Below are 15,487 nucleotides of genomic sequence, written 5' to 3'. Positions count from 1 at the left end.
ACGACTCCGCGGGTGGCAGTTTCGCAGAGGATGGGGGCAGTGGGGGAAAAATCAAGCGGCAGTGGTAGTGAGGCGCCTTTACCTGCCAAAGGTGGAATAATCTTCCATATCTCGATATGACAATGATGCAGTGCATCATAAAGGATGGGGCGGGCCAGCGCCGACCCGCCCGGAGTCCCCCGCTAGAACTCCACCTGATCCTGCAATCCATCGACGGTGCTAGCGCCGATGCCGCCGACCCGGGTGAGGTCGTCGAGGCTCTCGAAGGCGCCGTTCGCTTCGCGCTCTTCGATGATGGCCTCGGCACGGCTGGGGCCGATGCCGGGCAGCTCCGCGAGCAGTTCGGCGTCGGCGCTGTTGACGTTGATCGGCGCGACTTCCTGGGCCAGCGCCGCCAGTGGCGGCAGCCCCAGCAGCAGCCCGAGGATCATGGCGACGACGGGACCTTTCTTCCATTGCTTCATGATGACTCTCCCTTCGGTTTTCCGTTGTGCTCAGGCACCCCGCGGGTGCCCCCTTCAAGCTAGCGTGGGCCTGCCGGCTGCAAGGTCGGCCATTGCCGTCAGTGACTGTCGGCCGGTTGCCATGATCGTTGCGGGTTTTCTCCGACATCTGCTGTCCGCCAGGGCTGATATACTGCCGACAGCATTCCGCCCTCCCACTTCCCCCTGACTGGAGACCGGTCCGTGTCCACCGATTCGCCGCTGATCATCGCCCTCGATTATCCCTCCCTGGATGCCGCCCTGTGCATGGCCGACCAGCTGGACCCCGCGCGTTGCCGGGTCAAGGTGGGCAAGGAGCTGTTCACCCGCAGCGGGCCCGACGTGCTGGAAGCCTTGCACGGGCGTGGTTACGAAGTGTTCCTGGATCTCAAGTTCCACGACATCCCCAATACCGTGGCCGGGGCCGTGCAGGCCGCCGCCGAGCAGGGCGCGTGGATGGTCAATGTCCATGCCGGCGGCGGGCGGCGCATGATGGAGGCCGCCCGCGAGCGGCTCGACCGGCATGGCCTGGCGACCCACCTGATCGCGGTGACGGTGCTGACCAGCATGGCGGCGGGGGACCTCGCCGAGGTGGGGGTCACCGCGAGCCCCGCCGAGCAGGTCGAGCGCCTGGCGCTGCTGGCGCGCGACAGCGGCATGGCCGGCGTGGTCTGCTCGGCCCGGGAATCGACGCGGCTGCGTACGCTGTGCGGCGACGACTTCCTCAAGGTGACCCCGGGCATCCGTCCGAGCTTCGCCGCTGCCGGCGATCAGCGGCGCATCATGGCCCCGCGCGACGCCATGGCGGCCGGCAGCACCCATCTGGTGGTGGGGCGGCCGGTGACCCAGGCGGAAGATCCCATGGCGGCGCTCGCCGCCATCGAGGCGGAACTGGCCGGGGAGTGAGCGCTACTCGCCCTCGATGCCGGTGATCGGCTTGGTGGTGCCCCAGCTGCGACAGCTGGGGCACTGCCAATGCAGCTGTTCGCCGGCGAAGCCGCAGCGTCGGCAACGCTGCCGGGGAAGGGCCTTGAGCAGGGTATCGGTGTGGCGCTTGAGCAGCAGGATGCGCTCGGCGGGCTCGCCCCGGCCGTCGTGTCGGTAGAGGTCCATCAGGTAGTCCACCGCCCCCAGGCTCGGTTTCCGGTTGAGCTGTTCGCTGACCAGGTCGATGGCGGCCTGCAGGCCCTCGCGCTGGCGCAGGGTCTCGGCGAGCAGGATGATCACGCTGGTGGAGGGCGCGCGCTCGAGCAGCTCCCGCAGGCACTGGATCAGGCCCTCCTCGTCGTCCAGCAGCCGATAGGCCCTGGCCAGCGGCTCGAGGATGGTGGGGGCGAAGGCCGGATCCTGATCGGGGATGCGCTTGAGGAGGCGGATCTCCTGCTTGTAGTGACCGGTATCGTGCTCCATCCCGGCCAGCAGCAGGTTGGCGCGCACGCAGCGCCCGTCGGTGGCCAGCGCCTGGCGCAGGTGGCGCCGGGCCAGCGCCGGGCTGGAGGTGTGGCGTTCCTGCTCGGCCAGTTCGCAGAGCCAGTGGGCGGCGGCACGGCGGATGTCGTCGTGCTGGCGCACCAGCTGGGGCAGGGCCACGTCCAGCGCCGCCTTCCATTCCCCTTCACGCTCCAGCAGGTCGACCAGCAGTCGCTTGGCCGACTGGCGGATCTCCTCGTCCGGGGTGTCTCGCACCAGGCCGTGCAGCAGGCGTTCGGCGCGGTCGAGCAGCCCCAGCTTGAGGAAGTCGCGTGACAGCTCGAGCTGGACCCGTTCGCTCTGAATGGCGGTGAGGGTCGGGCGGGCGAGCAGGTTCTGGTGGATCTTCACCGCACGGTCGGCCTCGCCACGGGTGCGGAAGAGGTTGCCCAGGGTGATGTGGGTCTCGATGGTTTCGCTGTTGACCTCCAGGGCGGCCACGAAGGTCTCGATGGCTCGGTCCTGCTGATCATTGAGCAGGTAGTTGAGGCCCACGAAATAATCCCGCGCGAGGGGTGTCGAGGGCGCGGGATCGTGGTAGCGACTGCGGTCGCGGCGGCCGAGCCACCAGCCGATGGCCACCGCTGCCAACAACAGGGCCAGCAGCAGAACATCGGGCATTTAGGGGAGTTCCTTCATCTCCTGGATGCGCAGGCGGTCGAGCTCCTTGCGCTGCTGCTGGTTGTGACGCTGGGCGCGTGTCAGCAGGGTGCGCAGGCGGAGGTAGACGCCAGTCATGGCCAGCATCCCCAGCAGCACACCGCAGGCCAGGGCGGCCAGCAGCCATACCGACAGCGAGGCAGCGGGAAGCTCGATCCAGATCAGGTTGAGGGGCAGCGCCTGCTGATTGTTGACGGCGAAGAGGATGCCGATGAGCAGAACCGCCAGCAGGATGATGGCCAGGATCAGGCCTTTGAGCCAACGCATGAACTTGTCCCCTGTGATGTCAGTCGGTATGGCAATGGAAATGGGAGCCCGGTGGGAGGAGAAGCACTCAGTAGCCGAGGGCACGACTGGCGTCTACCTGCTCGCGCAGCTCCTTGCCGGGCTTGAAGTGTGGCACGAACTTGCCGCTCAGCGCGACCGGTTCGCCGGTCTTGGGGTTGCGGCCGACCCGCGGCTCGCGATAGTGCAGCGAGAAGCTGCCGAAGCCGCGGATCTCCACGCGCCCCCCCTCGGCGAGGGTGTCGGTGATATCGTCGAGGATCAGTCGCACCGCCGCTTCGACTTCCTTGATCGACAGCTCGGGCTGTCGCATCGCAATCTGCTCGATCAACTCTGACTTGGTCATCGGCTCTCTCCATGCATTCGTGCCTGGGCCTGTCTGTTTCCCGGCGTTGTTGTTTCGTCAAAGCATACTGTGCAAATCGTGATAAAACAACGAACTACGACTATAGAGGCCGGAATGCCCCCGCGCGGGCCGGCGCAGGCTGTTGCCGGGAGGGGGCTCGGGTATACTGGCGCCACATTCACCCGGACTGTCGAGGTCGACGTTGAGCGAACAATCGTCCATGGACGCTGCCCTGCGCAAGCGACTCTACTGGCACTCCCGCCGTGGCATGTGGGAGCTGGACCTGCTGCTGATTCCCTTCCTCGAGCAGTGCTATGACGCCCTGAGCGAGGCGGACCAGGCCGCCTACCGGTCGCTGGTCGACGAGGAGGACCAGGACCTCTTCGCCTGGCTGATGCGCCGCGAGTGGCCGGAGGAGCCGGTGCGCCGGCGCATCGTGCAGATGATCGTCGAGCATGCCGAACACCCCGATAGCGCTGCGCATCGTCCCGTCTAGGCTGTTGCTGCTCGTCCATCTGCTGCTGGCCCTGGCGGTGATCGGCCTGGCGCTGTGGGTCTCGCCGCCCGGTGTCGCCCTGCTCGCCATCGTGAGCCTAGCCGGCGTGCTGGTGTGGGTGGCGCACCGCCGGGCCCGGGGAGAGCTTCGCGGGTCGCCGCGGGTCTCCGGGGGCACGAGCTGGTGGTGGCGCGAGCGTGCCGGGGCGCCCTGGCAGCCGGTGGCCCTGCGGTGCGACTATCTGGGCCCCTGGCTGATTGGCCTGCGCCTCGACGGGCGTCGGCTCTGGCTCTGGCCCGACAGCAGCGACACTGCCTCGCTGCGCGCGCTCAGGCGCGCACTGGTCGCCTTGCCCTGACACGCCGTCGGGTGCATCGGATGGCGTGGCTCGGCGCATCGCCGCCACGCCGGACCGTCACGCCTCGTCCAGATCGCTCAGCCGGGTTCTCGAGGGCCGCGGCGCCGGATCACCATGGACCGGACAGTCGGGGTTGTAGTGCAGGCCGCGGGATTCGCGGCGCGCCCTGGCGCTGGCCACGGTGAGCCGCGCCAGGCGCAGGGCGTGCCGGAGGCTCGTCAGCCCGGCATCGGCCGCCGCCCGTCGCAGCCGAGGGGCCAACTCGGCCTGGAGGCGAGCCAGGCCGTCGGCGGCCTCGGCGAGGCCGGCATCGCGGCGCATGATGGCGACCCGGGCGCTCATCAGGCTGCGCATCGCCTCGAACGCCTCGGCGATCGTTGCCGCGGGCAGCCGCTCGTCGCCGTCGTGTCCTGGCAGCAGAGGGGCGGTAGAGGCGGGTTCGCTCCGGCTCAGGCACCGGGCGCAGCTGCGGGCAAACACCAGGCACTCCAGCAACGAATTGCTGGCCATGCGGTTGGCGCCGTGCAGGCCGGTGCAGGCGACCTCGCCGATGGCATACAGCCGCGGCACCGTCGTGGCGCCGTCCAGGTCGGTGGCGACGCCGCCACAGCTGTAGTGGGCCGCCGGTACCACGGGGATCGGCGAGCGGGCGATATCGAGGCCACGGCTCGCGCAATGGGCATGGATGGTGGGGAAGTGGTGGCGGATCGTTGCCTCGCCCAGGTGGCGGACGTCGAGGAAGACGTGGTCGCTGTCGGTGCGCTGCATCTCGGCATCGATGGCCCGGGCGACGATGTCGCGCGGTGCCAGCTCGGCCCGCGGGTCCAGCGCCGGCATGAAGCGCTCGCCCGCGGCGTTGAGCAGCAGCCCTCCCTCGCCGCGCACCGCCTCGCTGATCAGGAAGGGCGGGCCATCCGGGTCGTAGAGGCAGGTGGGGTGGAACTGCTGGAACTCCAGGTTCATCAGCTCGGCACCGAGTTCGGCGGCCATCATCATGCCCTCGCCGCTGGCCGGGCGCGGGCTGGTGGTGTGGCGGTAGAGCCCGCTGGCGCCGCCGGTGGCGAGCACGGTGTCCTCGGCCAGCAGGTCGTGTCGCTCCCCCCCGGCGTCGAGGCAGCGGACCCCCCGGCAGTGGCCGGCGGCGTCGCCGATCAGGTCGATGGCGGTGAGGTCGGAGCGCAACGTGATGGCCGGGTGCGCCACGGCATGGGCCATCAGGGTGTCGACCACGGCACGGCCGGTGGCGTCGTCGGCGTGGATGATGCGTCGCGCGCCGTGACCGCCTTCGCGGGTCAGGTGGTAGGGGTAGGCGGCCTCGGGGCTGGTATCCAGGGTGAAGGGCACGCCCAGCGACAGCAGCCACTCGATGGCGGCCGGGCCCTCTTCCACGGTGAAGCGCACGGCGCGCTCGTCGCACAGGCCGTCGCCGGCCACCAGGGTGTCGGCGACATGGGCGTCGAAATCGTCCAGCGGCGAAAGCACGGCGGCGATGCCCCCCTGGGCCCAGCGACTGGCGCCCTGGTCGTCGCTGGCCGGACGCAGCAGGGTGACCCGGCGCCGGTCGGCGATCTCCAGGGCCAGTACCAGGCCGGCGACGCCGCCGCCGATGATCAGTACGTCATGCTTGCCGTCAGTCATCTCGCTTTCCTTTTTCGAGCGGGACAGGTCCCTCGCTGGCGCCGGCCCGGTGCGAGGCACTGCGCAGGCGCTTGCTGGGCAGCCGGACCAGGCTGCCCAGGCGTTCCACCAGGGCGTCGGTCAGGCGCGCCAGCTCCCGGTTGAGCCACAGGTAGCCGCTGGGACTGAAGAGGGCGCGGCCGTCGTCGGTGCGGGCATTGCAGGCCAGGTCGGCATGGCGCTGCAGGTCGAACTGGCCGACCCGGACATCGATGGGGTGGCCGGTGCGTACCTGGAAGGCCAGGCTGCCGAGCACCCGGGCCAGGCCGTGCTGCTCGTCGCGCAGCCCGGTCATGGCATCGATACGATCATGTCCGGCGCGCGTCGTCCAGTGCGTCTCGAGCAGCAGCTCGATGGTCGAGAGCATGCGACGCTGCAGGGAGATGATGTCGTCGAGCTCGTTGCGGCGCAGTCGACGCTCCCGGTGGATGGCGTCCACCAGGCCGCGCTGCTTGACCAGCGACGAGCTGGTGGCCTTGAGCAGCGCCCGGGTGTCGACATCCACCGACGAGGAGGCCGAGGTGTGGGCGTGATAGAGCCGCGCCATGCGATCCAGGTTCTCGGCGAGCATGAAGCGCATCATGTCGGTGGCCTTCTGGGGCAGCACCAGCACCGTGACGGCGATGCCCACCAGGGTGCCGAGCAGCACGTCGAAGGCTCGCCACAGGCCGATGCCGAGGTCATGGCTGCCGTCGCCGATCACCAGCAGCAGGCTGATGGCGAACATCAGGCCGCTGTAGCCGTGACGTTTGCCGAAGGTGATCCAGGTGGCCACGCCGATACCGGCCAGGGCGCCGGCCGGCACCAGCTGAGGCACGGGCAGCGGCAGCAGGATCAGCGCCAGCCCCCAGCCCGCGCCGAGTACCGTCCCCAGCAGGCGCTGTCGCCCCTTGTCGAGCACGCCGCCGATGTGCGGCAGGTTGCCCATCACCATGATGGTGCTGACCAGCGCCCAGCTCGAGTGGGGAATGGGGAAGACCGTGATGACGGCGAAGGTGATCACCAGAGCCAGCAGGACACGCAGCACGTGCAGCTTTCGCCGGTGCCGATAGTTGACATGGGGGTCGCGCAAACGCGGCAGGTTCATGAAGCGATGCCCCGTCCGTAGGCTGGAAGCGGAAGGGTCCAGAAGCGAGGCCGGTAGGCTGGTGCCCGGAGTCGGACTCGAACCGACACGGTGTTGCCACCGAGGGATTTTAAGTCCCTTGCGTCTACCAATTTCGCCATCCGGGCGGCACGGGTTCGAGCGAAAACACGGGGGAAAGTGGAGGCTGGAGTCGGAATCGAACCGGCGTACACGGAGTTGCAGTCCGCTGCATAACCACTCTGCCATCCAGCCTCATCGAGCCGTTCCCCGTCGAGAAGCTTCGACGGAGAGAATGGAGCGGGAAACGAGATTCGAACTCGCGACCCTCGCCTTGGCAAGGCGATGCTCTACCACTGAGCTATTCCCGCTCGACTCGAGAGCGAATTATACGGATAAGTCGGTGACTGTCAAACGCTTTTCACTGCCTGCCATCACATCGAACGACTCAGGTGGGGCCAGGCGGCGCGCAGGTAGAGGATCATCGACCACAGGGTCAGCACGGCGGCCACATAGAGGGTGGCGACGCCGAGAGCGGCCAGCGGCGTGGTGGGGGGGAAGGCCAGCAGCACCAGCAGGGCGATCATCTGCAGGCTGGTCTTGACCTTGCCGATCCAGGACACCGCCACCTGGCCGCGCTTGCCCATCTCGGCCATCCATTCGCGCAGTGCAGAGATGACGATCTCCCGACCGATGATCACCAGCGCCGGCAGCGTCAGCCAGATGGCCTCGTAGCGTTCGATCAGCAGGGCCAGGGCCACCACCACCATCAGCTTGTCGGCCACCGGATCGAGAAAGGCGCCGAAGGGGGTCGACTGGTCCCACCGGCGTGCCAGGTAGCCGTCGAGCCAGTCGGTGACCGAGGCCAGGCCGAAGAGGGCGGCGGCCACCGGCATGCTCCAGGCGAAGGGCAGATAGAACAACACCACCAGCAACGGAATGAAGATGATACGAGCCAGGGTGAGGAGGTTGGGTATGTTCATCGCGTGATGCAGTCCTTGCCGGAGAGGGTGGGGCCAAGAGGTCACTCATTCTATCCAGCTTGGGCGTCGTCATCCATGCAGGGCGCGATGAATCGCCTCGGCGAGGGTGGCGCTGATCCCCGGGACCCGGGCCAGCTCCTCGCGGCTGGCCTGCTTCACGCCCTGCAGGCCGCCGAAGAAGCGCAGCAGCTCGCGTCGGCGGCGCGGGCCGACCCCGGGGATCTCCTGCAGGGTCGAGGTGCGCCGGGTCTTGTCGCGCCGTGCCCGGTGCCCGGCGATGGCGAAGCGGTGCGATTCATCGCGGATGTGCTGGATCAGATGCAGGGCGGGGGAGGCGCCATCGAGGTCGAGGCTGCGGTCGACGGTCTCGACGAACAGCCTCTCGAGCCCTGCCTTGCGGGTGGTGCCCTTGGCCACGCCGAGCAGCATCACGCCGGCGACGCCGAGTTCGGCGAACACCTCGCGCGCCATGTTGAGCTGCCCCTTGCCGCCGTCGACGATCAGGATGTCGGGCCGCTCGCCCTCGCCCTCGCCCTCGGTGAGGCGCTTGAAGCGGCGGGTCAGTGCCTGGCGCATGGCGGCGTAGTCGTCGCCGGCGGCCACCCCCTCGATGTTGAAGCGGCGGTAGTCGGACTTGCGCGGCCCGCCCTGGTCGAACACCACACAGGAGGCCACCGTGGCCTCGCCCTGGCTGTGGCTGATGTCGTAGCACTCCAGGCGCCGTGGCACCGCCTCGAGGTTCAGTGCCTCGCGGAGTGCCTCGAAGCGATGTGATAGCTGGGCCTGGCCGGCGAGCTGGCTGGCGAGCTGCTGCTCGGCATTGGTGCGGGCCAGCTCCCGCCACTGGGCGCGGTGACCGCGTACCTGGTCGGTCAGTCGCACGCGCCGACCGGCGCGCTCGCCCAGCGCCCGGGCGATCAGCTCGGCATCCGGCACCCGGTGGCTGGTGATCACCTCCTGGGGGATCTCCCGGGCCTGGCCCAGATAGAACTGGCTGACGAAATCGCCGAGCAGGGCCTCGGGACCCAGGTCCAGGCCGTTGGTCGGGGCGTGATGGCGGGCGCCCAGCAGCCGGCCCTGGCGTACCGTCAGCACCGAGATGCATAGCGCCCCCGGGCGACTGGCCAGGGCGAAGACATCGGCGTCGCCGCCGGCGGTATCGACGAACTGGCGCTGCTGGAGCTGGCGCAGGTGCTGGATCTGGTCGCGCAGCCGGGCGGCCTCCTCGAAGTTCAGCTCGCGGCTGGCGGCCTCCATGTCGCGGGTCAGCTCCCGGGTGACCTGCTCGCTCTTGCCCTCCAGGCACTGCACCGCGTGCTCGAGATCGCGCCGGTAATCGGCCTCGCTGATGTAGCCGACGCAGGGCGCGCTGCAGCGCTGGATCTGGTACTGCAGGCAGGGACGGGTGCGGTGGGCGAAGACGCTGTCCTCGCAGTTGCGGATGCGGAAGATCTTCTGCATCAGCGACAGGCTCTCGCGCACGGCGCCACTGCTGGGGTAGGGCCCCAGGTAGCGGCCATCGTCGCGCCGGGCGCGGGCGCGCTTGTACTCCAGCGCCGGAAAGGGGTGGCGATCGGTGACGAAGACGAAGGGGTAGGACTTGTCGTCGCGCAACAGGATGTTGTAGGGCGGACGCAGCTCCTTGATCAGCGTCTGCTCCAGCAGCAGTGCCTCGGTCTCGCTGTTGGTCACCGTGACCTGGATATCGCCGATGCGGGCGACCAGCGCCTGGGTCTTGGCGTTCAGCGCGCCGCGGAAGTAGCTCGCCAGTCTCGCCTTGAGCCGGCGAGCCTTGCCCACGTAGAGGGTCTCGCCCTGGTCGTCGAGCATGCGGTAGACGCCGGGGGACTCGCTGACGGTGTCGAGGAAGTGGCGGTGATCGAAGCTCATGCAGGGAAACGAGGCCGGGACGTCGAGAGTGCCATCCTAGCAGATCGTGCGAACAGGGGGGGACTCACTCCACGCTGGCGTAGCCATCCACCAGGCCGTGGCGCAGCCCCAGGTGCGTCAGCTCCACGTCGGAGTGCACGCCGAGCTTCTCGAAGATCCGGTAACGATAGGTGTTGACCGTCTTGGGGCTGAGGAAGAGCCGGTCGGAGATATCGGCGACCTTCTGGCAGTTGACGATCATCATCGCCACCTGCAACTCGCGCTGCGAGAGCTGGTCGAAGGGATTCTCCTGGGAGTCGATGCGTGACAGCACCAGGCGCTGGGCGATCTCGGGGCTGACGTAGCGCTGGCCGGCAAAGACGCTGCGGATGGCACCGACCATCTCGTCATGCTGCGAGCCCTTGCTGATGAAGCCATGGGCCCCGGCGTCGAGCAGGCGCTGGGCGAAGGTCTCCTCGAGAAAGGCGGTGAGCACCAGCACGCGGGTATCGTCCATGCCGCGGGTGATCTTGCGGGTCGCCTCGAGTCCCCCGATGCCGGGCATGCGGATGTCCATCAGTACGATATCCGGGCGCAGGCTGCGTGCCTGGGAGATGGCGTCTTCCCCGTCGGCGGCCTCGCCGACCACGCTGATGTCCTCCTCAGCATTCAGCAGGTGGGCGATGCTGGTCCTTACCAGGTGGTGATCATCGGCAACAAGAACCCGGATCAAGGCAGCGCCTCCTGAGCATAGTGACGGATCACCGGCTAAGACGTCGGGGTGGCGTCTCCGGTAACCTAAGGGTGACACAACTTCATCCTAAGAGGAATTGGCTTTTGGTGGGGAATATTCTCGCCCACCCTTATTCTTCGCTCGGGGCTTGACCCGACTGGCGACCCTGCGTAGGATGTGCCTCGTTCTCGCACGGCGAGACAGCGTGGGGCCTTAGCTCAGCTGGGAGAGCGCAACACTGGCAGTGTTGAGGTCAGCGGTTCGATCCCGCTAGGCTCCACCAACGAGTTTAGAAGAATCAGCCGCCTGGAGCAGTGCTCCAGGCGGCTTTTTCGTGTGCTCGTAAAACGCTGCCGAAGTGTCCCGCAAGCCTGCGGGGCGGACCGTGGGTGAGGGTGGGCGGCGACAGAGACGGCATCGCCCATGCTGGGGAGTGGCGCCGTCGTCTGGCCGGTACGGGTGGCGGCGGCTGAAGGGGGTCAGGCGCAGTCGGCGGCGCCTTGGTCGAACATGTCGAACAGCAGCTCGCGGCCCAGGGCGGTGAGCACGAAGCGGTCATGCTCGTTGTAGGCGGCGGCCTCGCTGCGCTCGAGGACGCTCTGGCAGGTGGACCAGTCGCCCGAAGCGGCGGTCAGGTCGCGAATCGCCTGGCGGTCGAGGCCGCGGTGGGGAACCGTCACCGACTCCAGGACGTGGCCATGGTGATAGAGCAGGGCGGCCATGTTCGACAGGCACTGGCGCAGGCTGCGCTGCATGCCGGCCGTGGCGGAAGTGTCGAGTGTCATGCGCTGCATCTCCCTATGACTCGAGTGTGCTGCAGCGCACTATACCACGAAAGTCGATATGCGACCAAAGTCGCACGTCGCCCGGCCGGCTGCTAGCCCTCGACGCGGCCGAGCAGCAGGAACTCCAGCAGCGCCTTCTGGGCATGCAGGCGGTTGCCGGCCTCCTGCCAGACCACGGCGCGGGGGTCGTCGAGCAGGGTCTCGCTGATCTCCTCGCCCCGGTGGGCGGGCAGGCAGTGCAGGAAGAGCACATCCTCCCTGGCGCGGTCGAGCAGCGCCTCGGTGACCTGGAGGTCGGCGAAGTCGGCCTGGCGCCTGGCCTGCTCCTCTTCCTGGCCCATGGAGGCCCAGACATCGGTGGTGACCAGGTCGGCGTCGGCCACCGCCTGCTGCGGGTCGCGGTAGAGGGTGACGCGCTCCCCGGCGGCGTCGAGGATGTCCTGGCGCGGCTCGTAGCCCTCCGGGCAGCAGATGCGCAGCTGGAAGTCGAACTGGCGGGCGGCGTTGATCCAGGAGTGGCACATGTTGTTGCCGTCGCCGATCCAGACCGCGGTGCGTCCCTTCACGCCCCCCCGCAGCTCGGTCCAGGTCATGATGTCGGCGAGCAGCTGGCAGGGGTGGTAGTCGTCGGTCAGGGCGTTGATCACCGGCACCGTGCTGGCGGCGGCGTAGGTCTCGAGCCCCTGGTGGGAGAAGGTGCGGATCATCACCGCGTCGACCATCTCCGCGAGCACCCGGGCGGTGTCCGCGATGGGCTCGCCGCGGCCGAGCTGGGTATCGCGGGGCGACAGGAACAGCGCATGGCCGCCGAACTGCGCCATGGCGGTCTCGAAGGAGACCCGAGTGCGCGTCGACGACTTCTCGAAGATCATCGCCAGGGTGCGGTTGGCGAAGGGGGTGTAGGTCGGGCCGTGGGTCTTCAGGCCGTTCTTGATCGAGATGGCGCGTTGGATCAGGTAGCGCAGCTCTTCCGGGCTGAGGTCCAGCAGGGTCAGGAAGTGGCGGGTGGCCATGGGGTCGCTCCACGGGAAAAAACGACCATCCTAGCCAGCGGCAGGGGGATGCGCAATGCGCCTTGCATCAGTAGAATGGATCCACACTCAATGCCGACAACCGCACTCGGGTATTCCGGTGCGACGGTCCATCCCTCACATTTTCAGACACCCAGGTTCAGAAAGGACAGGCCCATGAGCACTACCGTCGAGAACATCCAGCGCCAGATCAGCGAGAACCCCATCCTGATCTACATGAAGGGCACGCCCCAGCTGCCCCAGTGCGGTTTCTCCGCCCAGACCGTCCAGGCCCTGATGGCCTGCGGCGAGCGCTTCGCCTTCGTCAACGTGCTGGACAACCCGGACATCCGCGCCGAGCTGCCCAAGGTGGCCAACTGGCCGACCTTCCCGCAGCTGTGGGTCGAGGGCGAGCTGGTCGGCGGCTGCGACATCGTGGTCGAGATGTACCAGAACGGCGAGCTCGAGAAGCTGGTCAAGGAGGCCGCCGCGCGCGCCGAGGCCAGCGACAAGCCGGAAGCCTGAACTGGGCTGCACGCCCCCACTGTAGGAGCTCGGCTCCGCCGGGCGATGCGTCGCGAAGCGGCGCCGGCGGTGAGTCGAGCCGTTGGCGATGGGCACTCGGGCGCCTGCCGGCGCCAATCGCGCAGAAAATCTGCGCTCCTACAGGAGGGTAGCTGGCCATGGCAGCGGGCCCGCCGTGATCCGGCGGGCCCGCTTGCGTTCTCGAAGGGCCTGAGAGCGATAGGCTCTTGCCGCTTACGGCTGCTCCTCGATGCCCTGCTCGCGCTGGGCCAGCGCCCAGCCGCCCAGGTCCTTGTAGCGGTTGACCATGGCGCAGAACAGCTCGGCGGTGCGCTCGGTATCGTAGCGGGCCGAGTGGGCCGCGCTGTTGTCGAACTCGATGCCGGCCGCCCGGCAGGAGCGGGCCAGCACCGTCTGGCCGTAGATCAGGCCGGCCAGCGAGGCGGTATCGAAGCTCGAGAAGGGGTGGAAGGGGTTGCGCTTGATGCCGCAGCGGGCCACGGCGGCGTTGAGGAAGCCGTGGTCGAAGGCGGCGTTGTGCCCCACCAGCACCGCCCGGGTGCAACCGTGGGCCTTGATCGCCTTGCGCACCGGGCGAAAGATCTCCCCCAGCGCCTCGGCCTCGGTGAGCGCCACCTGCTGGCGCAGCGGGTCGTCGAGCCGGATGCCGGTGAAATCCAGCGCCGACTGCTCCACGTTGGCCCCGGTGAAGGGCTTGACGTGGAAGGCATAGGTGGCGTCGGGGACCAGGCTGCCCTCCGGGTCCATGGTCAGGGTCACGGCGGCGATCTCCAGAATCGCGTCGCGTTCGGCATTGAATCCGCCGGTTTCCAGGTCCATTACCACCGGCAGGAAGCTGCGGAATCGCTGCGCCATCAGTTCGCGGGCGATCGCCTCGCTCATTCACCTCTCCTTGCGTCTTTCCGACTCGTCACGACCACTGCATCGCCCCCGGGAACACCGTCGCGTCCCGGCCGGCATCGAATCGCGAAAGTCTAGCAGTTTGGCCTGGCTGCGTCCCGCGGCCGGTATTCGCTGGCGGGTTGCCGCGCTATAATCATTGATTCATGACGTTTATCGCTGTCATTCATTTCAATTTCAGGAGCCCCTAAATGTCCGATGTCAAGAAGGTCGTTCTCGCCTATTCCGGCGGCCTGGACACATCCGTCATCGTCAAGTGGTTGCAGGAGACCTATGACTGTGAGGTCGTGACCTTCACCGCCGACATCGGCCAGGGCGAGGAAGTCGAGCCGGCACGCGCCAAGGCACAGGCGCTGGGCGTCAAGGAGATCTACATCGAGGACCTGCGCGAGGAGTTCGTGCGCGACTACGTCTACCCGATGTTCCGCGCCAACACCATCTACGAGGGCGAGTACCTGCTGGGCACCTCCATCGCCCGCCCGCTGATCGCCAGGCGCCTGATCGAGATCGCCAACCAGACCGGCGCCGACGCCATCTCCCACGGTGCCACCGGCAAGGGCAACGACCAGGTGCGCTTCGAGATGGGCGCCTATGCGCTGAAGCCCGGCGTCAAGGTGATCGCCCCCTGGCGCGAGTGGGACCTGACCTCCCGCGAGAAGCTGATGGCCTACTGCCAGCAGCACGAGATCCCGGTGGACTTCTCCTCGAGCAAGAAGAAGTCGCCGTACTCCATGGACGCCAACCTGCTGCACATCTCCTACGAGGGCGGCATCCTCGAGGACCCCTGGGCCGAGGCCGAGGAGGACATGTGGCGCTGGAGCGTCTCGCCGGAGACCGCCCCGGACCAGCCCACCTACGTGGAGCTGACCTATGAGAAGGGCGACATCGTCGCCATCGACGGCACGCCGATGCGCCCCCACGAGGTGCTGGAGACGCTCAACAAGCTGGGCGGCGACAACGGCATCGGCCGTCTCGACATCGTCGAGAACCGCTACGTGGGCATGAAGTCCCGCGGCTGCTACGAGACCCCCGGGGGCAGCATCATGCTGCGCGCCCACCGTGCCATCGAATCGATCACCCTCGACCGCGAGGAGGCCCACCTCAAGGACGAGCTGATGCCGAAGTACGCCAAGGTGATCTACAACGGCTACTGGTGGAGCCCGGAGCGCCGCATGCTGCAGGCCGCCATCGACGAGACCCAGAAGAACGTCTCCGGTGTGGTGCGCATGAAGCTCTACAAGGGCAGCGCCACCGTGGTCGGCCGCAAGTCCGACCAGTCGCTGTTCGACGAGTCGATCGCCACCTTCGAGGACGATGCCGGCGCCTACGACCAGAAGGACGCCGAGGGCTTCATCAAGCTCAACGCCCTGCGCCTGCGCATCGCCGCCGGCAAGGGGCGCAAGCAGGACTGAGCGGGCCCGCGAGGATCGTTCCTGTGACGCCGGCCCGATGCCGGCGTCGTTGTTTCGAGGCTTATCATCAGTGAGGAATGGATCATGCTCAAGAAACTGTTTTCCGGGCTGTTCGGCGGTGGCGACGAGAAGCCGAAGGGGGCGGCCGCCGCCGAGCCGGTGGAGTACAAGGGCTACCAGATCGTCTCCGAACCCGCCAACCAGGGGGGGCAGTATCGCGTCAGCGGCTGGATCCGCAAGCCCGTCGAGGGCGGGGAGCCCCTCGAGCACCGCTTCGAACGCTCCGACATGGTGTCCGGCCGCGAGGCCTGCGACCAGCTGATGGTCAGCAAGGCGCAGCGCTTCATCGACGACGTGGGCGACGAGATGTTCACGTCACGCTGATCCGGAG

At 67.8% G+C, this 15,487-nt stretch carries 18 protein-coding genes and 4 tRNA genes; 7 read left to right on the top strand and 15 right to left on the bottom strand.

The window, feature by feature from the left end; all coding sequences use genetic code 11:
• Positions 1-182 precede the first annotated feature (182 nt).
• Positions 183-464 (bottom strand): ComEA family DNA-binding protein, encoded by a 282-nt coding sequence (locus CR157_RS00600; RefSeq protein WP_110281618.1) that lies wholly within the window; start codon positions 462-464, stop codon positions 183-185.
• Between the two features lie 222 nt (positions 465-686).
• Between CR157_RS00600 and pyrF the strand changes: the two genes are divergently transcribed.
• Positions 687-1,388, top strand: coding sequence for an orotidine-5'-phosphate decarboxylase (gene pyrF / locus CR157_RS00595; protein ID WP_110281617.1), 702 nt, complete (start codon positions 687-689; stop codon positions 1,386-1,388).
• Between the two features lie 3 nt (positions 1,389-1,391).
• Here the strand turns inward: pyrF and lapB are convergent, their stop codons facing one another.
• The 3 genes from lapB to CR157_RS00580 all read right to left on the bottom strand — a co-directional run bounded on the left by lapB (position 1,392) and on the right by CR157_RS00580 (position 3,243).
• The gene (gene lapB / locus CR157_RS00590; RefSeq protein WP_110281616.1) at positions 1,392-2,573 is read right to left on the bottom strand and encodes a lipopolysaccharide assembly protein LapB; all 1,182 of its coding nucleotides are present in this window, start codon (positions 2,571-2,573) and stop codon (positions 1,392-1,394) included.
• Positions 2,574-2,879 carry a lipopolysaccharide assembly protein LapA domain-containing protein gene (locus CR157_RS00585; protein ID WP_110281615.1) on the bottom strand — a complete coding sequence of 102 codons (306 nt, stop codon included), beginning with the start codon at positions 2,877-2,879 and terminating at the stop codon, positions 2,574-2,576.
• A gap of 67 nt (positions 2,880-2,946) precedes the next feature.
• On the bottom strand, positions 2,947-3,243 hold the full coding sequence (locus CR157_RS00580; protein WP_110281614.1) for an integration host factor subunit beta: 297 nt from the start codon (positions 3,241-3,243) through the stop codon (positions 2,947-2,949).
• Positions 3,244-3,445: 202 nt separating this feature from the next.
• On the opposite strand from CR157_RS00580, the gene CR157_RS00575 reads away from it, so the two are divergent.
• Both CR157_RS00575 and CR157_RS00570 read left to right on the top strand, forming a co-directional pair.
• Positions 3,446-3,739 (top strand): FAD assembly factor SdhE, encoded by a 294-nt coding sequence (locus CR157_RS00575; RefSeq protein ID WP_110281613.1) that lies wholly within the window; start codon positions 3,446-3,448, stop codon positions 3,737-3,739.
• A complete protein-coding gene (locus CR157_RS00570) occupies positions 3,699-4,097 on the top strand; it encodes a protein YgfX (RefSeq protein WP_258364030.1) in 399 nt (132 codons plus the stop codon). The genes CR157_RS00575 and CR157_RS00570 overlap by 41 nt, the downstream gene beginning before the upstream one ends.
• Before the next feature lie 57 nt (positions 4,098-4,154).
• Here the strand turns inward: CR157_RS00570 and nadB are convergent, their stop codons facing one another.
• From nadB to uvrY, 8 genes are all read right to left on the bottom strand, one after another.
• The gene (gene nadB, locus CR157_RS00565; RefSeq protein WP_110281612.1) at positions 4,155-5,735 is read right to left on the bottom strand and encodes an L-aspartate oxidase; all 1,581 of its coding nucleotides are present in this window, start codon (positions 5,733-5,735) and stop codon (positions 4,155-4,157) included.
• Positions 5,728-6,861, bottom strand: a complete 1,134-nt coding sequence (locus CR157_RS00560; RefSeq protein ID WP_110281611.1) for an FUSC family protein — start codon at positions 6,859-6,861, stop codon at positions 5,728-5,730. The genes nadB and CR157_RS00560 overlap by 8 nt, the downstream gene beginning before the upstream one ends.
• Before the next feature lie 59 nt (positions 6,862-6,920).
• Positions 6,921-7,007, bottom strand: a tRNA-Leu gene (locus CR157_RS00555).
• A 32-nt stretch (positions 7,008-7,039) separates the two neighbouring features.
• A tRNA-Cys gene (locus tag CR157_RS00550) sits at positions 7,040-7,113 on the bottom strand.
• Positions 7,114-7,154: 41 nt separating this feature from the next.
• Positions 7,155-7,229: transfer RNA gene (locus tag CR157_RS00545), tRNA-Gly, on the bottom strand.
• Between the two features lie 63 nt (positions 7,230-7,292).
• A complete protein-coding gene (gene pgsA, locus CR157_RS00540; RefSeq protein ID WP_110281610.1) occupies positions 7,293-7,841 on the bottom strand; it encodes a CDP-diacylglycerol--glycerol-3-phosphate 3-phosphatidyltransferase in 549 nt (182 codons plus the stop codon).
• Between the two features lie 69 nt (positions 7,842-7,910).
• Positions 7,911-9,731 (bottom strand): excinuclease ABC subunit UvrC, encoded by a 1,821-nt coding sequence (gene uvrC, locus CR157_RS00535; protein WP_110281609.1) that lies wholly within the window; start codon positions 9,729-9,731, stop codon positions 7,911-7,913.
• A gap of 64 nt (positions 9,732-9,795) precedes the next feature.
• A complete protein-coding gene (uvrY, locus tag CR157_RS00530; protein WP_110281608.1) occupies positions 9,796-10,443 on the bottom strand; it encodes a UvrY/SirA/GacA family response regulator transcription factor in 648 nt (215 codons plus the stop codon).
• 207 nt (positions 10,444-10,650) lie between these two features.
• Between uvrY and CR157_RS00525 the strand changes: the two genes are divergently transcribed.
• Positions 10,651-10,726 (top strand) — tRNA-Ala (locus CR157_RS00525).
• Between the two features lie 196 nt (positions 10,727-10,922).
• Here CR157_RS00525 and CR157_RS00520 read toward each other — a convergent pair.
• Entirely contained in the window at positions 10,923-11,228 is a 306-nt protein-coding gene (locus CR157_RS00520; protein ID WP_110281607.1) for a hypothetical protein, read from the bottom strand.
• 92 nt (positions 11,229-11,320) lie between these two features.
• Complete coding sequence (argF, locus tag CR157_RS00515) at positions 11,321-12,241, bottom strand: ornithine carbamoyltransferase (RefSeq protein WP_110281606.1); 921 nt, start codon at positions 12,239-12,241, stop codon at positions 11,321-11,323.
• A gap of 174 nt (positions 12,242-12,415) precedes the next feature.
• Between argF and CR157_RS00510 the strand changes: the two genes are divergently transcribed.
• On the top strand, positions 12,416-12,763 hold the full coding sequence (locus CR157_RS00510) for a Grx4 family monothiol glutaredoxin (RefSeq protein ID WP_102627593.1): 348 nt from the start codon (positions 12,416-12,418) through the stop codon (positions 12,761-12,763).
• 234 nt (positions 12,764-12,997) lie between these two features.
• Here the strand turns inward: CR157_RS00510 and rnt are convergent, their stop codons facing one another.
• A complete protein-coding gene (gene rnt, locus CR157_RS00505) occupies positions 12,998-13,666 on the bottom strand; it encodes a ribonuclease T (RefSeq protein WP_110281605.1) in 669 nt (222 codons plus the stop codon).
• A 209-nt stretch (positions 13,667-13,875) separates the two neighbouring features.
• On the opposite strand from rnt, the gene CR157_RS00500 reads away from it, so the two are divergent.
• Both CR157_RS00500 and CR157_RS00495 read left to right on the top strand, forming a co-directional pair.
• The gene (locus CR157_RS00500; protein WP_110281604.1) at positions 13,876-15,096 is read left to right on the top strand and encodes an argininosuccinate synthase; all 1,221 of its coding nucleotides are present in this window, start codon (positions 13,876-13,878) and stop codon (positions 15,094-15,096) included.
• Positions 15,097-15,180: 84 nt separating this feature from the next.
• Positions 15,181-15,480: an HlyU family transcriptional regulator gene (locus CR157_RS00495; RefSeq protein WP_110281603.1), complete on the top strand. Its 300-nt coding sequence runs from the start codon at positions 15,181-15,183 to the stop codon at positions 15,478-15,480.
• The last annotated feature ends 7 nt before the right edge of the window (positions 15,481-15,487 follow it).

Source organism: Halomonas sp. LBP4, assembly GCF_003202205.1.
GTDB lineage: Bacteria > Pseudomonadota > Gammaproteobacteria > Pseudomonadales > Halomonadaceae > Halomonas > Halomonas flagellata.
Note: the sequence above shows the minus strand (reverse complement) of the source record. Positions and strands in the feature narration are given on the sequence as shown.